Below are 13,389 nucleotides of genomic sequence, written 5' to 3'. Positions count from 1 at the left end.
TCTGATGTCCATCTGCCTGCTGTTGGGCCTGAGCGGCGCGGCCGCCGCGCAGGTGACCGGTCCGCTGACCGCGCCGCCGCTGATGCGCGCCGACGGCGCCGAACGGCCGATCGCCTTGCAGTCGGCCCAGGTCGAAGTGGAGATCAACGGCGGCCTGGCCCAGACCACGGTGGAGTTGGTGTTCCGTAACCCCAACGCGCGGCCGCTGGAAGGCAACCTGCAGTTCCCCTTGGCCGACGGCCAGCAGATCAGCGCCTTCGCCCTGGACATCGACGGCCGCCTGCGCGACGCGGTGCCGGTGCCCAAGGCGCAGGGGCAGGCGGTGTTCGAGGCGATCGAACGCCGCAACGTCGATCCCGCGCTGCTGGAACGCACCGAGGGCAACCACTTCCGCCTGCGCGTCTACCCGATCCCGGCGCAGGGCACGCGGCGCGTGCGCCTGAGTTATGTCGAAGCGCTGCAGCCCGATGGCCAGGGCCGGCGCCTGCACCTGCCGCTGGCGTATGCGCGCGGCCTGCCTACGGTGGATCTGCGCGTGCTCAACCGCGCCGGCGGTGCGCCGCGCGCGCAGACCGGTTTCGGTGCGGTGGACTTCGTGCGCGAGCGCGACGGCTACCGCGCGCAGCTGCCGGCCGAGCGCGTGGCCGCGGGCGGCGTGAGCCTGCTGTTGCCGGCCGCACGCGGCGCCCAGGCCTATACCCAGGCCTACGACGGCCAGCGCTACTTCGTGGCCGAAGTGCCGGTGGCCGCGGCGCAGGCACAGCGCGCGCTGCCCAAGGTGGTCGGCCTGCTGTGGGACAGCTCGGCCTCGGGCCGCAAACGCGACCATGCCGGCGAGTTGGCCTTGCTGGAGCGTTACTTCGCCGCATTGGGCGACGCCGAAGTGCGCCTGACCCGCTTGCGCGATCGCGCCGAGGAAGCGCAAAGCTTCCAGGTGCGCGGCGGCGATTGGCGCGAACTGCGCGCGGCGCTCAAGGCTACGGTCTACGACGGCGCCACCGATCCCGGCGGCTGGACCCCGTCTTTGCAGGTGCAGGAATACCTGCTGGTCAGCGACGGCTTGTTCAATTACGGCCAGCGCCGTTTTCCGACACTGCAGCGGGTGCAGCGCCTGTACGCGATCAACGGCGCCGGCGATGCCGCCGACAGCCAGCGTCTGGCCGCATTGGCGCAGGCGCATGGCGGCCGCTTGCTGAGCTGGCGCAATGCGGCCGAACGCGAAGCCGCCGCGCAAGCGCTGCTGGCCGCGCCGACGCGGCTGGACGAACTCGACGGCGACGGCGCCACCGATCTGGTCGCCGCCTCGCCGTACCCGCAGGACGGCGTGCTGCGCATCGCCGGCCGCCTGACTTCGCCGCAGGCGCGGATCACCCTGCACCTGTCCGATCGCGCGCCGCTGCAGCTGAAGCTGGAGGCCGATACCCCCGTCAGCGCCTACGCCGCGCGCCTGTGGGCGGGCTACCGCGTGGGCGAGCTCGGCGCCGAGCCGGAGCTGCACCGCGCCCAGATCGCGCGCCTGAGCCGCGACTTCGCCCTGGTCACGCCGGAAACCTCGCTGCTGGTGCTGGAAGCCATCGAGGACTACGTGCAGCACGAGATCGTGCCGCCGGCCGAGTACCGCGGCCAGTACGAACGCCTGCTGGCCGAGCGCGGCCGGCAGCGCGAGCACGATCGCCGCGCGCACCTGGACCGGATCGCCGCGGCCTTCGCCGATGAGCAGCAGTGGTGGGCCAAGACCTGGCCCAAAGGCCGGCCGCCGGAGCCGGAGCATCTGAAGGCCGAAGCGCGTGCGCAGGGACCGGATGGGGTGCTCTATGCGCCGGCCCCGGCCGCCATGGCGCCGCCGCCGGCGGAACCGCCGGTCGTATTCGACGAGCCCTCACCTGTGGACAGTCCGGCTCTGGAGCGCGTGGAAGTGACCGGTTCGCGGCTGCGCGCCGACGACGTCGCCGGCGGCGCCCCCGGCAACGCGGGCATCGGCGCCCGCATCGCCCTGCAGCCCTGGCAGCCCGACTCGCCCTACGCCCGGCGCCTGCGCGCGGCCACGCCCGAACAGGCCTACGCCATCTACCTGGACGAACGCGACGGTTACGCGTCCAGCACCGCCTTCTACCTGGACGTGGCCGACGTGCTGCTGGAAAAGGGCCAGCGCGCGCTGGCGCTGCGGGTGCTGTCGAACCTGGCTGAGCTGGACCTGGAGAACCGCCACGTGCTGCGCGTGCTCGGCTACCGCCTGCTGCAGGCCGACGAACCGGCGCTGGCGCTACCGCTGTTCGAGCGGGTCGCGCGCCTGGGCGAGCAGGAGCCGCAGAGCTTCCGCGATCTGGGCCTGGCCCAGGCCGCCGCCGGGCAGCCGCAGGCCGCGATCGGCTCGCTGTACGAAGTGGTCGCGCGGCCCTGGGACGCGCGCTTCGAAGGCGTGGCCCTGATCGCCCTGCACGAGCTCAATGCGATCGCGGCCGGCGCCGGCGGCCGACTCGACACCGCCGCCATCGACCCGCGCCTGCTGCGCAACCTGCCGCTGGACCTGCGCGCGGTGCTGAGCTGGGACAGCGACAACTCCGACATGGACCTGTGGGTCACCGACCCCAACGGCGAGCGCTGCTTCTACCAGCACAAGCTCACCTATCAGGGCGGGCGTATCTCCGACGACTTCACCGGCGGCTACGGGCCGGAAGAGTTCATGCTGCGCCAGGCCAAGCCGGGCAAGTACAAGGTCGAGGCCAACTTCTTCGGCGACCGCCAGCAACTGGTCACCGGCGCCACCACCTTGCAGCTGTGGCTGAGCACCGGCTTCGGCACCCCGAACCAGCGCGACCAGCGCGTAACGCTGCGGCTGAAGGAGCGCTCGGAGACGGTGTTCGTGGGCGAGTTCGAGGTGAAGTGAGCGCGCCGCCGGCCGGTCCGATGGGGCCGGTCGGGCAGGGCGATGCCCCTCCGCGTCATTCCGGCGAAAACCGGAACCCATTTTGCGTTCGCTCCGTGCCGAACCACCGGCCGCCGCTGCAAGCGCCAAGATCAAGATGGGTTCCGGCGTTCGCCGGAATGACGGTCTTTTGGGGCGTGGCAGCGAGCGCTCCGTTCAGGGCAGGGCACGGGCGCTAGGCCGCAGCCGGCGCGGCCCCCGGCCTGCTAGAATCGCCGGTTCATCCGCATCACGACCACCGGACATGATCGAACTCAATCCCGTCCGCCAGCGCATCGCCGACCTCACCGGACGGCTGGATTCGCTCAGGGGGTATCTTTGACTACGACAGCAAAGTCGAACGTCTGGAAGAAGTAAACCGCGAGCTGGAAAACCCCGACATCTGGAACAACGCCGAGCGCGCCCAGGGCCTGGGCCGCGAGCGCTCCGCGCTGGAAAAGGTGGTCAACGGCATCCGCGACCTCACCGACGGCCTGAACGGCGCCGGCGAGCTGCTGGAACTGGCCGAAATGGAGAGCGACGAGTCCACCGCGCAGGCCGTGGTCGACGACGTCGAGCGCTATGCCAAGGACGTGGAGAAGCTGGAGTTCCAGCGCATGTTCTCCGGCCAGATGGACGGCGCTTCGGCCTTCGTCGACATCCAGGCCGGCGCCGGCGGCACCGAGGCCCAGGACTGGGCCGAAATCCTGCTGCGCATGTACCTGCGCTGGGCCGAATCGCGCGGCTGGAAGGCCGAGCTGATGGAAGTCAGCGGCGGCGACGTGGCCGGGATCAAGTCGGCGACCTTCCGGGTCGAGGGCGATTACGCCTACGGCTGGCTGAAGACCGAGACCGGCGTGCACCGCCTGGTGCGCAAGTCGCCGTTCGACTCCGACAACCGCCGCCACACCAGCTTCACCTCGGTGTTCGTCTCGCCCGAGGTCGACGACAAGATCGACATCGAGATCAACCCGGCCGACCTGAAGACCGACGTCTACCGCTCCTCGGGCGCCGGCGGCCAGCACGTCAACAAGACCGAGTCGGCGGTGCGCATCACCCACGTGCCCTCGGGCATCGTGGTGGCCTGCCAGACCGAGCGCAGCCAGCACGCCAACCGCGACCGCGCGATGAAGATGCTGGCGGCCAAGCTGTACGAGCTGGAAATCCAGAAGCGCAACGCCGAGCGAGATGCGGTGGAGGCCACCAAGTCCGACATCGGCTGGGGCAGCCAGATCCGCAACTACGTGCTCGACCAGAGCCGGATCAAGGATCTGCGCACCGGCGTGGAGCGCAGCGACACCCAGAAGGTGCTGGACGGCGACCTGGACGAATTCGTCGAGGCCAGCCTGAAATCGGGCCTGGAAGCGGGCTCCAAACGCAGCGACGCGGTCTGAGCCGCGCTCCGGCGCGGCGCGCTCAGCGCGTCGCGTCGGCCGCAGCCGCTTGCTCGGCCGCCTTGTCGCGCTGGGCCAGATGCTGGCCGTAACGGTAGCCGGCCGCCGCGAGCAGGCACACCACCAGCACCCCCGCCATTCCGATCAGCGCTTTCTTGAACACGTTTCACCCCCGTCGTTGACGATGCGCGCACGCCCCAACGGCGCCGCCTGCAAACGCTAACGCCGGCTACACCGGGCCCGAGCCTGCCGAAGGTCCCCCTGCCGACCGGTGCCGGCGCGAGCAAAGCCGCGCCGGGGCCAGTACTCTGCGGCTAGCCCCGCCTTATCCCTTTACACCCAACCCGCCAAGACCATGACCGACGAGACCCGCCAGACGCCCACCGACGAGAACCACCTGATCGCCGAGCGCCGGGCCAAACTCGCGGCCCTGCGCGGGCAGGGCATCGCCTTCCCCAACGATTTCCGCCGCGGCGACTACGTCGGCGACCTGGCCGCCGAGTACGCCGACGCCGAGCGTTGGACCCAGGACGCGCTGGACGCGCAGGCCCGGCGCGTGGCCGTGGCCGGCCGCATCCTGCTCAAGCGGGTGATGGGCAAGGCCAGCTTCGTGCAGATCCAGGACGAGTCCGGCCGCATCCAGCTGTTCCTGCAGGCCAACGCCCTGGGCGAGACCTACGAGGCCTTCAAGGGCTGGGACGTGGGCGACATCGTCGCCGCCGAAGGTCCGCTGACCCGGACCAAGACCGGCGAGTTGTCGGTGCGCGCCGACCGCCTGCGCCTGCTGACCAAGTCGCTGCGCCCGCTGCCGGACAAGTTCCACGGCCTGGCCGACATCGAGCAGCGCTACCGCCAGCGCTACGTCGACCTGATCGTGTCGCCCGAATCGCGCGAGGTCTTCGTCAAGCGCTCCAAGATCATCCGCGCCATCCGCGCCTGGCTGGACGCGCGCCGTTTCCTGGAAGTGGAAACGCCGATGATGCATTACATCCCCGGCGGCGCCGCGGCCAAGCCCTTCACCACCCACCACAACGCCCTGGATTTGCAGCTGTACCTGCGCGTGGCGCCGGAGCTGTACCTCAAGCGCCTGACCGTGGGCGGCCTGGAGCGGGTGTACGAGATCAACCGCAACTTCCGCAACGAGGGCGTGTCGACCCGGCACAACCCCGAATTCACCATGCTCGAGCTGTACGAGGCCTACGCCACGTATACCGAGATCATGGACCTGACCGAGGCGGTGGTCCGCCACTGCGCGCAGGAAGTGGACGCGGTGACGACCGAATGGGACGGCCAGCGCATCGATCTGGGCCCGGCGTTCCGGCGCTGGTCGATGACCGAGGCGGTGCTGGAGCTCAATCCCGAGATCGGCCGCGAGGAACTGCGCGACGTGGACGCCATGCGCGCCCATTGCGCGCGGCTGAAGATCCCGGTCAAGCCGTCCTACGGCTGGGGCAAGCTGCTGCTGGAGGTGTTCGAGAAGACCGTCGAGCACACCCTGATCCAGCCCACCTTCATCACCGACCACCCGGTCGAGGTCAGCCCGCTGGCCCGCGCCAACGACGTGGACCCGGAGCTGACCGACCGCTTCGAGCTGTTCATCGGCGGCAAGGAGCTGGCCAACGGCTTCTCCGAGCTCAACGACCCCGAGGACCAGGCCGCGCGCTTCCTGGCCCAGGTCGAGCAGAAGGCCGGCGGCGACGACGAGGCCATGCACTTCGACGCCGACTACATCCGCGCCCTGGAGGTCGGCCTGCCGCCCACCGGCGGCCTGGGCGTGGGCATCGACCGCCTGGTGATGCTGCTGACCGGCTCGAACTCGATCCGCGACGTGCTGCTGTTCCCCTACATGCGCCCCGAAGCCGGCTGAGGCGGGCCCGGCTCGGGCAACGCCCGGGCACGGCCGGCGTGAAGCCGCTGCGCCCGACCGGTCCGGCGCAAACAGGCCGCCCAGGCGGTCTTTTGCCGTTGTGGGTGTACAAGTAAAAGCAATAATGAACGGGGCGGCTGCCAACTGCCGCTTGGCGGGGTATCCTCAGTCCAACGGCCACCACAGGGGGTGGCCCCTCACGGATGCCGGTGTGAACGTCGTTATCGTCGATGACCAAACGTCCGCGCGCACCATGCTGCGCCATATCATCGAGGACATCGCGTCCGAGCTGGCCGTGCACGACTTCGGCGAGCCCGAGGCCGCGCTGGCCTGGTGCGAATCCAGCCAGCCGGATTTGCTGCTGCTGGACTACCGCATGCCCGGCATCGACGGGCTGGAATTCGCGCGCCGTTTCCGCCGCCTGCCGTTGCACCGCGACATTCCGATCATTCTGGTGACCGTGGTCGGCGACGAGCCGGTGCGCCAGGCCGCGCTGGAAGCCGGCGTCATCGATTTCCTGGTCAAGCCGGTGCGCCCGCGCGAACTGCGCGCGCGTTGCCGCAACCTGCTGCAGCTGCGCCAGCAGTCGGAGAACGTGAAGCAGCGTGCGCTGTCGCTGGAGCAGCGCCTGCTGTCGAGCATGCACGAGGTCGAGGAACGCGAGCGCGAGACCCTGTCGCGGCTGGCGCGCGCGATCGAGTACCGCGATGCCGGCACCAGCGCCTACCTGGAACGCATGGCCCACATCGCCGGCCTGATCGCCGAAGCGCTGGGCATGTTCGAGGACGAGGTGCGGGTGATCGAGATGGCCGCGCCGCTGCACGACGTGGGCAAGATCGCCATTCCCGACGCGGTGCTGATGAAGCCCGGCCCGTTGACCGAGGAAGAGACGGCGGTGATGCGCCGTCATCCCAAGATCGGCTACGAGCTGCTCAGCGGCAGCCAGAACCGTTTCATCCAGGCCGGCGCGATGATCGCGCTGCGCCACCACGAGCGTTACGACGGCAGCGGCTATCCCGACGGCCTGGTCGGCGAGGAGATCCCGCTGGAAGCGCGCATCGTCGCCGTGGCCGATGTGTTCGATGCGCTGATTTCCCCGCGCCCCTACAAGAAGGCCTGGGACGTGGACGCCGCCCTGGGCTACCTGTACGCCCAGCGCGGCCGCTTGTTCGACCCGCGCTGCGTGGACGCCCTGATCCGCAGCCGTGCCCGCCTCGAAGAGATCTGCAGCCGCTATTCGACGAGTGTCCCCCGTCCCGGCATGGAGCAGCCGATGGCTTCCGTCCTGCGCTTGTTGAAGGAGCGCCTTTCGAATCGCCCCGACAGCGAGCACGGGCAGGCATTGGTGCGGCTGGTCATCGCCTGCCTGATCGTCGCCTATCTGCTCAGCCTGCATGCGTTCGAGCGCGACAGCCAGGCCACCCTGGTGATGTTGTGGGTGATGCTGGCCGAGTCGGTGATCGGCCTGGGCCTGTTCGCCGGCATCGTGATCGCCCCGGGCGTGTCGCACTTCCGGCGCTGGATCGGCATGGTCGCCGACTATTCGACCCTGGCGATGCTGATGTCGCTGGACCCGCCGTCGCTGGCGCCGCTGTACGTGATCGTGCTGTGGGTGACCATCGGCAACGGCCTGCGCTACGGCACCACCTATCTGTACACCGCATCGGCGCTGGCCGCGGCTTCGTTCGCCATGGTCGCGATCGGCAATCCGTACTGGCGCGTGCAGCCCTATCTGGCCGTGGGCCTGTGGCTGGGCCTGGTCTCGATCCCGGCCTACCTGTCTTCGCTGTTGCGCAGCCTGCAGAAAGCCACCGAGGACGCGCGCCGCGCCAACGAAGCCAAGAGCCGGTTCCTGGCCAACATGAGCCACGAGCTGCGCACGCCGCTCAACGGCATTATCGGCATGGCCGAACTCATGCACGGCACCCGCCTGGCGCCGGAGCAGCGCGAGTACGCCGAGGTCATCCACACCTCGGCCCAGTCGCTGCTGTTGCTGGTCAACGACGTGCTCGACATCTCGGCCATCGAGGCCGGCAAGCTGCAGCGCCGCGACGTCGACTTCAACCTGCAGGAAACCCTCAAGCGCCTGCAGAAGATGATGCAGCCGCTGGCCGCGGCCAAGGGCCTGACCTTCAAGGTCGACCTGGAAGACGACGTGCCGGTGCGCCTGAACGGCGACAGCGCATTGCTGACCCAGGTGCTGTTGAACCTGCTGCACAACGCGGTCAAGTTCACCGAGAAGGGCGGGGTGTCGCTGGTGGCGCGCCTGGCCGAGACGCGTCCGGCGGACGCGCGCGAAGGCGACGGCGAGCGCCGGGTATGGCTGCGCTTTTCGGTGCGCGATACCGGCATCGGCGTGCCGCAGCAGGACGCCGAGCGCATCTTCCAGGCCTTCGAACAGGTCGATAACGGTCCCACCCGCCGCTTCGGCGGCACCGGCCTGGGCACCACCATCGCCCGTACCCTGACCCAATTGCTGGGCGGCGAGATCGGCCTGGAGAACAACCCCGGCGGCGGCAGCCATTTCTGGATCGAGCTGCCGATGCTGCTGGAACAGACCCAGCCGCAGCAGCACGAGACCGTGCGCGACGGCGGCGGCAAGGTGATCTCGTTCGAGGATCCCTTCATCCGCCACAAGACCCGGGTGCGCAACCTGCGCGTGCTGATCGCCGACGATCAGCAGGCCAACCGCACCGTGCTCACGCGCATCCTCGAGCGCGCCGGCCACCGGGTGACCGCGGTCAACGACGGCGAGCAGGCGCTGGACCAGTTGGAGAGCGCGCAGTTCGAACTGGCCGTGCTGGACATGCACATGCCCGGCCTCAGCGGCCTGGACGTGATCCGCCAGCTTCGTTTCATGCAGGCCGGCACCGGCCGCAGCACGCCCACCATCATCCTCAGCGCCGACGCCACCCTGCAGGCCTCCGAAGCGGCCAACGAAGCCGGGGCCATGGCCTTCCTGACCAAGCCGATCGTGGTCGGCAAGCTGCTGGAGACCATCGCCGACGTGCTCGATTCGCAGAAGCTGCCGGCGGTGCGCGCGGTCAGCGACATCAGCCGGCCGCTGACCAATCCGGCGGTGCTGGCCGAGCTGGCCGAAATGGGCCTGGGCGAGCAATTCCTGCGCGACTTCGTCGAGCAGTGTCTCAAGGATGCCGGTGGCTGCCAGCAGGAGCTGGAGCGGGTAGGGCAGGCGCGCAACTGGGAGCAGTTCCGCGAGGTCGCGCATGCCTACAAGGGCGTGGCCGAGAACCTGGGCGCGCACTCGATCGCCGAGCGCTGCTCGCAGATCATGCGCGCCAGCGACGAAGTGCTCGCACGCGAACAGGCCAAGCTGGTGACCGATCTGTCCGGGCAGCTAGCCGCGGTGACCGACGCCAGCCGTCACGAAGTCGCACGCCTCAGCCGCGGCGGCCGCGGCAAGGACGTTCCCGACGTTTCCTAGGGGGCCCGTCCTGCCACGCCCGGCGTGCTGCGTGGCAGGCTCCCCCCGAGAAGATTTCATGCGAACGCCACCGCCGGAGCGTTGGATTCGGCGCGGCGCTGCTGCGCGCGCACCAGGCGTTCCATGGTCTTCAGCCCGCGATCGTTCAGGCGCATGGCGGCGTCGACCCACTCGGTGGTGACCGACAGCAGCTCGTCCAGGGTGACCGGGTTGCAGGCCTGGCGCACGGTGTTCATCGCCCGCAGCGCGTTGCCGATGCGCTGGTTGCGGCGGACCATGTCGGCGGCGGCGCGCAAGCCTTCGCCACGCGGCACGACCATGTCGACCACACCCATGCGATGCAGCTCTTCCACCGGGTACACGCGCGCGTCGAGCATCATCCGCTCAGCCTGCACCGGGGTCACGCGGCGGGTCAGGAAGGTGTAGGCGCCCATGCCGGGGAACAGATCGAACAGCACTTCCGGGAAGCCCATGCCGGTGCCTTCCTCGGCGATGATGGTGTGGCAGCACAGCGCCGCCTCGAAACCGCCGCCCAGCGCGTCGCCCTGGATCACGGCGATGCTGTGTACGCGGTCTTCGTAGAGCTGGTACAGGTTGAAGGCCACTTCGATGCACAGCTTGGCGTACTCGAGCAGGCGGCCGCGGTTGCCGTTGCGGATCAGCTGCGAGAACAGCGACAGGTCGCCGCCCAGGTTGAAGGCGAGCTTGTCGTCGGAGGCCAGGATCAGATGATGGATGCCGGCGGACTTGGAATTGTCGGCGGCCAGCTCGCGGCGGATGCATTCCTGGGTGCGCTTCATGTCCCAGAGCAGGCGCTCGGAGAAGCAGGGGTGGTAAGCGCCGTTGGCGGCGGCATGCATGTAGCACCAGTCGGAGGTGCCGGCGGCATCGGTAACGCGGCGCAGCAAGGAGGTGTCTTCGAGGTGCAAGCGGGTGGGAACAGCGGACATGGCGAGGCTCCTGGTCGTAGAGGTGGTGACGGGCAAGGGCCCGGCAATCGATGCTACACCTGCCGTTCAGACTCGAAGCTCGAGAAACGCCGGCTCCCCAGCCGGAACGGGTGTGCGGCCGGTGCAGCTTGCCGCCGCCACTGTGGTCGGCATGGCAAGGATGTGCCCGGTTGACGGATTCTATGCGCCCAAAACACGCGTCCCGCAAGGCATAGCGGCCATGCGGGCGCGGCGGCGGGGCTTATCGGACGGACGGCGCCGTCGGCGAGGCGGACCGGCGATGGCCGGCAACGCGGGGTAGGGTGCAGTCATGCCGGCTTCGTTGCCGGGGCTTGTAGGCGCCCGGTTCAGCTGGCCGTTGCGGCAGGAACCGCTGAGCGATTCGACGGTTTCCGCGCGCCAGGGGCGAACGCTCCCTGGCGCGCGGCGGCGCTCAAGCCGCCGGTGCGTCGCGCAGTTCGCGGCGCAGGATCTTGCCCACGTTGGTCTTGGGCAGCTCGGTGCGGAACTCGACGTACTTGGGATGCTTGTAGCCGGTGAGGTTCTCGCGCGCGTGCGCCTTGACCTGCTCGGCGGTCAGCGAGGCGTCCTTCTTGACGATCACCACCTTGACCGCTTCGCCGGACTTCTCGTCGGGCACGCCGACGGCGGCCACTTCGAGCACGCCGGGCATCATCGCGATCACGTCCTCGACCTCGTTCGGGTACACGTTGAAGCCCGAGACCAGGATCATGTCCTTCTTGCGGTCGACGATGTAGAAGTAGCCCTGCTCGTCCATGCGCGCCATGTCGCCGGTGTGCAGCCAGCCGTCCTCGTCGATGACGTTGGCGGTTTCCTCCGGACGGCGCCAATAGCCCTTCATCACCTGCGGGCCCTTGATGCACAGCTCGCCGACTTCGCCCATCGGCAGCTGGTTGCCGTTCTCGTCCTTGACGCAGGCGTCGGTGGAGGAGATCGGCAGGCCGATCGAGCCGTTGTAGTCGGCCAGGTCCATCGGGTTGATGCAGGCCGCGGGCGAAGTCTCGGTCAGGCCGTAGGCTTCCAGCAGGGTCACGCCGGTGACCTGCTTCCAGCGCTCGGCCACTGCGCGCTGCACCGCCATGCCGCCGCCCAGGGTCAGGTGCAGGCGCGAGAAATCGACCTCGCTGAAGCCGGGCGTGTTGAGCAGGCCGTTGAACAGGGTGTTGACGCCGGTGATGGCGGTGAACGGCGTCTTCTTCAGTTCCTTCACGAACGCCGGCATGTCGCGCGGGTTGGTGATCATGTGGTTGAGGCCGCCGAACTTCATGAACACCAGGCCGTTCGCGGTCAAAGCGAAGATGTGGTACAGCGGCAGCGCGGTGATGATGACTTCCTCGCCCAGGCGCACGTTGGTGCCGACCCAGGCCGCGGCCTGCTGCATGTTCGCCACCAGGTTGCGGTGGGTGAGCATGGCGCCCTTGGCCACGCCGGTGGTGCCGCCGGTGTACTGCAGGAAGGCGATGTCGTCGGGTGTGATTTCCAGCTCGGGCAGGGTGTGGCGCTGGCCCAGGGTCAGCGCGTCGCGGAAGCGGATCGCACCGGGAATGTCGTAGTCGGGCACCATCTTCTTCACGTGCTTGAGCATGAAGTTGACGATCGAGCCCTTGGGGAAGCCGAGCATGTCGCCCAGGCCGGTGGTGATGACCTGCTTGACCTGGGTGCCGGCGACCACGTCCTGGACCGTGTTGCCGAAGTTGTCCAGCACCAGGATCACGCTGGCGCCCGAATCGTCGAGCTGGTGCTTGAGCTCGCGCGCGGTGTACATGGGGTTGGTGTTGACCACGGTCAGGCCGGCGCGCAGCACGCCGAAGGTCGCGATCGGGTACTGCAGGCAGTTGGGCATCATGATCGCGACGCGATCGCCCTTCTTGAGCTTGAGCTCGCCCAGCAGGTAGGCCGCGAACTGCGCGCTGAGGCGGTCGATCTCGCCGTAGGTCAGGGTCTTGCCGAGGTTATGGAAAGCCGGGCGGTCGCGATACTTTTCGATCGCGGTCTCCAGCACCGAGACGATGGACGGGAACTCGTCCACGTCGATTTGCGGCGGCACTTCCGCCGGGTACTGGTCTAGCCACGGACGTTCCAAACTCATCGCGATCCCCTCTCTATCGCTGCGCCTTCCGTTGAGCGACGGCGCTCGAATGCGCCGCCGTACGGTCCTTTCCGGATTGGAGCATAGGCTCTATTGGCTGGCAAGAAGACGCGCCGCGGCCGTCTCGGCATGGCAGGATAGGGGTGGGGAAATCGAACGAACGGTCAGGACCATGACGACCCGGACAAGGACGGCGATCGCAGTTTCGCGCCCGCGCGGCGCAGCGCTGTGGCTGTGCGCGCTGGCGCTGGCGGCGCTGCTGGGCGGGTGCTCCCGGCAGGCGCCGGAACAGCGCCTGCGCGATTCGCTGGGGCAGTTGCAGCAGGCGATGGAATCGCGCGACCTGGAGGGCTTGCAGGCGGCGCTGGCCGAGGACTTCGTCGGCCCCGAGGGGCTGGACCGCAAGGGCGCGCGCGCTCTGGCCATGATCAGCTTCCGCCGCTACCACGACGTGGGCGTGAACCTGGGCCCGGCCGAAATCGACATCCAGGGCGACCGCGCCACGGTCTCCTTCAGCGCCGCGCTCACCGGCGGCGCCGGCGTGCTGCCGGATGCCGCGCAGCTGTACGAGGTGCGCACCGGTTGGCGCGACAGCGATGGGCAGTGGCGGATGACCAGTGCGGAGTGGACGCCGAGGTTGTAGCGCCAACTCCAACCACGCCCCGCAGCCTCATCCGCCCTCCGGGCACCTTCTCCCGCCAGCGGGAGAAGGGAGCGG

The 13,389-nt window shown here is 68.9% G+C and carries 8 protein-coding genes and 1 pseudogene; 6 read left to right on the top strand and 3 right to left on the bottom strand.

The window, feature by feature from the left end; genetic code table 11:
• The first annotated feature begins 4 nt into the window (after nt 1-4).
• Entirely contained in the window at nt 5-2,887 is a 2,883-nt protein-coding gene (locus tag DX914_RS05685) for a VIT domain-containing protein (protein ID WP_115858055.1), read from the top strand.
• Between the two features lie 283 nt (nt 2,888-3,170).
• Nucleotides 3,171-4,299 (top strand): peptide chain release factor 2 gene (gene prfB, locus DX914_RS05680; protein WP_115858054.1). Its coding sequence is split into 2 segments (ribosomal slippage): nt 3,171-3,245 and nt 3,247-4,299, totalling 1,128 coding nucleotides; the frame shifts between segments, so codons are not numbered across the junction.
• Nucleotides 4,300-4,321: 22 nt separating this feature from the next.
• On the opposite strand, the gene DX914_RS20180 is transcribed toward prfB, so the two are convergent.
• A complete protein-coding gene (locus tag DX914_RS20180; protein WP_158549192.1) occupies nt 4,322-4,462 on the bottom strand; it encodes a hypothetical protein in 141 nt (46 codons plus the stop codon).
• Nucleotides 4,463-4,654: 192 nt separating this feature from the next.
• Between DX914_RS20180 and lysS the strand changes: the two genes are divergently transcribed.
• The 3 genes and pseudogenes from lysS to DX914_RS20540 all read left to right on the top strand — a co-directional run bounded on the left by lysS (nt 4,655) and on the right by DX914_RS20540 (nt 9,611).
• Complete coding sequence (gene lysS, locus DX914_RS05675; protein WP_115858053.1) at nt 4,655-6,166, top strand: lysine--tRNA ligase; 1,512 nt, start codon at nt 4,655-4,657, stop codon at nt 6,164-6,166.
• A gap of 253 nt (nt 6,167-6,419) precedes the next feature.
• Nucleotides 6,420-7,427 (top strand): annotated as a pseudogene (locus DX914_RS20545) (HD domain-containing phosphohydrolase); the annotation flags it as partial.
• On the top strand, nt 7,428-9,611 hold the full coding sequence (locus DX914_RS20540) for an ATP-binding protein (RefSeq protein WP_331250644.1): 2,184 nt from the start codon (nt 7,428-7,430) through the stop codon (nt 9,609-9,611).
• A gap of 56 nt (nt 9,612-9,667) precedes the next feature.
• Here DX914_RS20540 and DX914_RS05665 read toward each other — a convergent pair whose 3' ends face one another.
• Together DX914_RS05665 and DX914_RS05660 are read right to left on the bottom strand one after the other, a co-directional pair.
• Nucleotides 9,668-10,561, bottom strand: coding sequence for a crotonase/enoyl-CoA hydratase family protein (locus tag DX914_RS05665; RefSeq protein ID WP_115858051.1), 894 nt, complete (start codon nt 10,559-10,561; stop codon nt 9,668-9,670).
• Nucleotides 10,562-10,994: 433 nt separating this feature from the next.
• On the bottom strand, nt 10,995-12,671 hold the full coding sequence (locus DX914_RS05660; protein ID WP_115858050.1) for a long-chain fatty acid--CoA ligase: 1,677 nt from the start codon (nt 12,669-12,671) through the stop codon (nt 10,995-10,997).
• A gap of 172 nt (nt 12,672-12,843) precedes the next feature.
• Here DX914_RS05660 and DX914_RS05655 point away from each other — a divergent pair, with 172 nt between their 5' ends.
• Nucleotides 12,844-13,314, top strand: coding sequence for a nuclear transport factor 2 family protein (locus DX914_RS05655; RefSeq protein ID WP_115858049.1), 471 nt, complete (start codon nt 12,844-12,846; stop codon nt 13,312-13,314).
• Nucleotides 13,315-13,389 lie beyond the last annotated feature (75 nt).

This window comes from Lysobacter silvisoli, assembly GCF_003382365.1.
In the GTDB taxonomy this organism is placed as follows: domain Bacteria; phylum Pseudomonadota; class Gammaproteobacteria; order Xanthomonadales; family Xanthomonadaceae; genus Lysobacter; species Lysobacter silvisoli.
The sequence above is the reverse complement of the archived record's forward strand: the minus strand, read 5'-3'. Positions and strand labels throughout refer to the sequence as shown.

What these genes read in the sequence shown, in the direction of transcription:
- DX914_RS05685 (WP_115858055.1), top strand. Translation starts at nt 5, where the DNA reads ATGTCCATCTGCCTGCTGTTGGGCCTGAGCGGCGCGGCCGCCGCGCAG.
- lysS (WP_115858053.1), top strand. Translation starts at nt 4,655, where the DNA reads ATGACCGACGAGACCCGCCAGACGCCCACCGACGAGAACCACCTGATC.
- DX914_RS20540 (WP_331250644.1), top strand. Translation starts at nt 7,428, where the DNA reads ATGGAGCAGCCGATGGCTTCCGTCCTGCGCTTGTTGAAGGAGCGCCTT.
- DX914_RS05665 (WP_115858051.1), bottom strand. Translation starts at nt 10,561, where the DNA reads ATGTCCGCTGTTCCCACCCGCTTGCACCTCGAAGACACCTCCTTGCTG.
- DX914_RS05660 (WP_115858050.1), bottom strand. Translation starts at nt 12,671, where the DNA reads ATGAGTTTGGAACGTCCGTGGCTAGACCAGTACCCGGCGGAAGTGCCG.
- DX914_RS05655 (WP_115858049.1), top strand. Translation starts at nt 12,844, where the DNA reads ATGACGACCCGGACAAGGACGGCGATCGCAGTTTCGCGCCCGCGCGGC.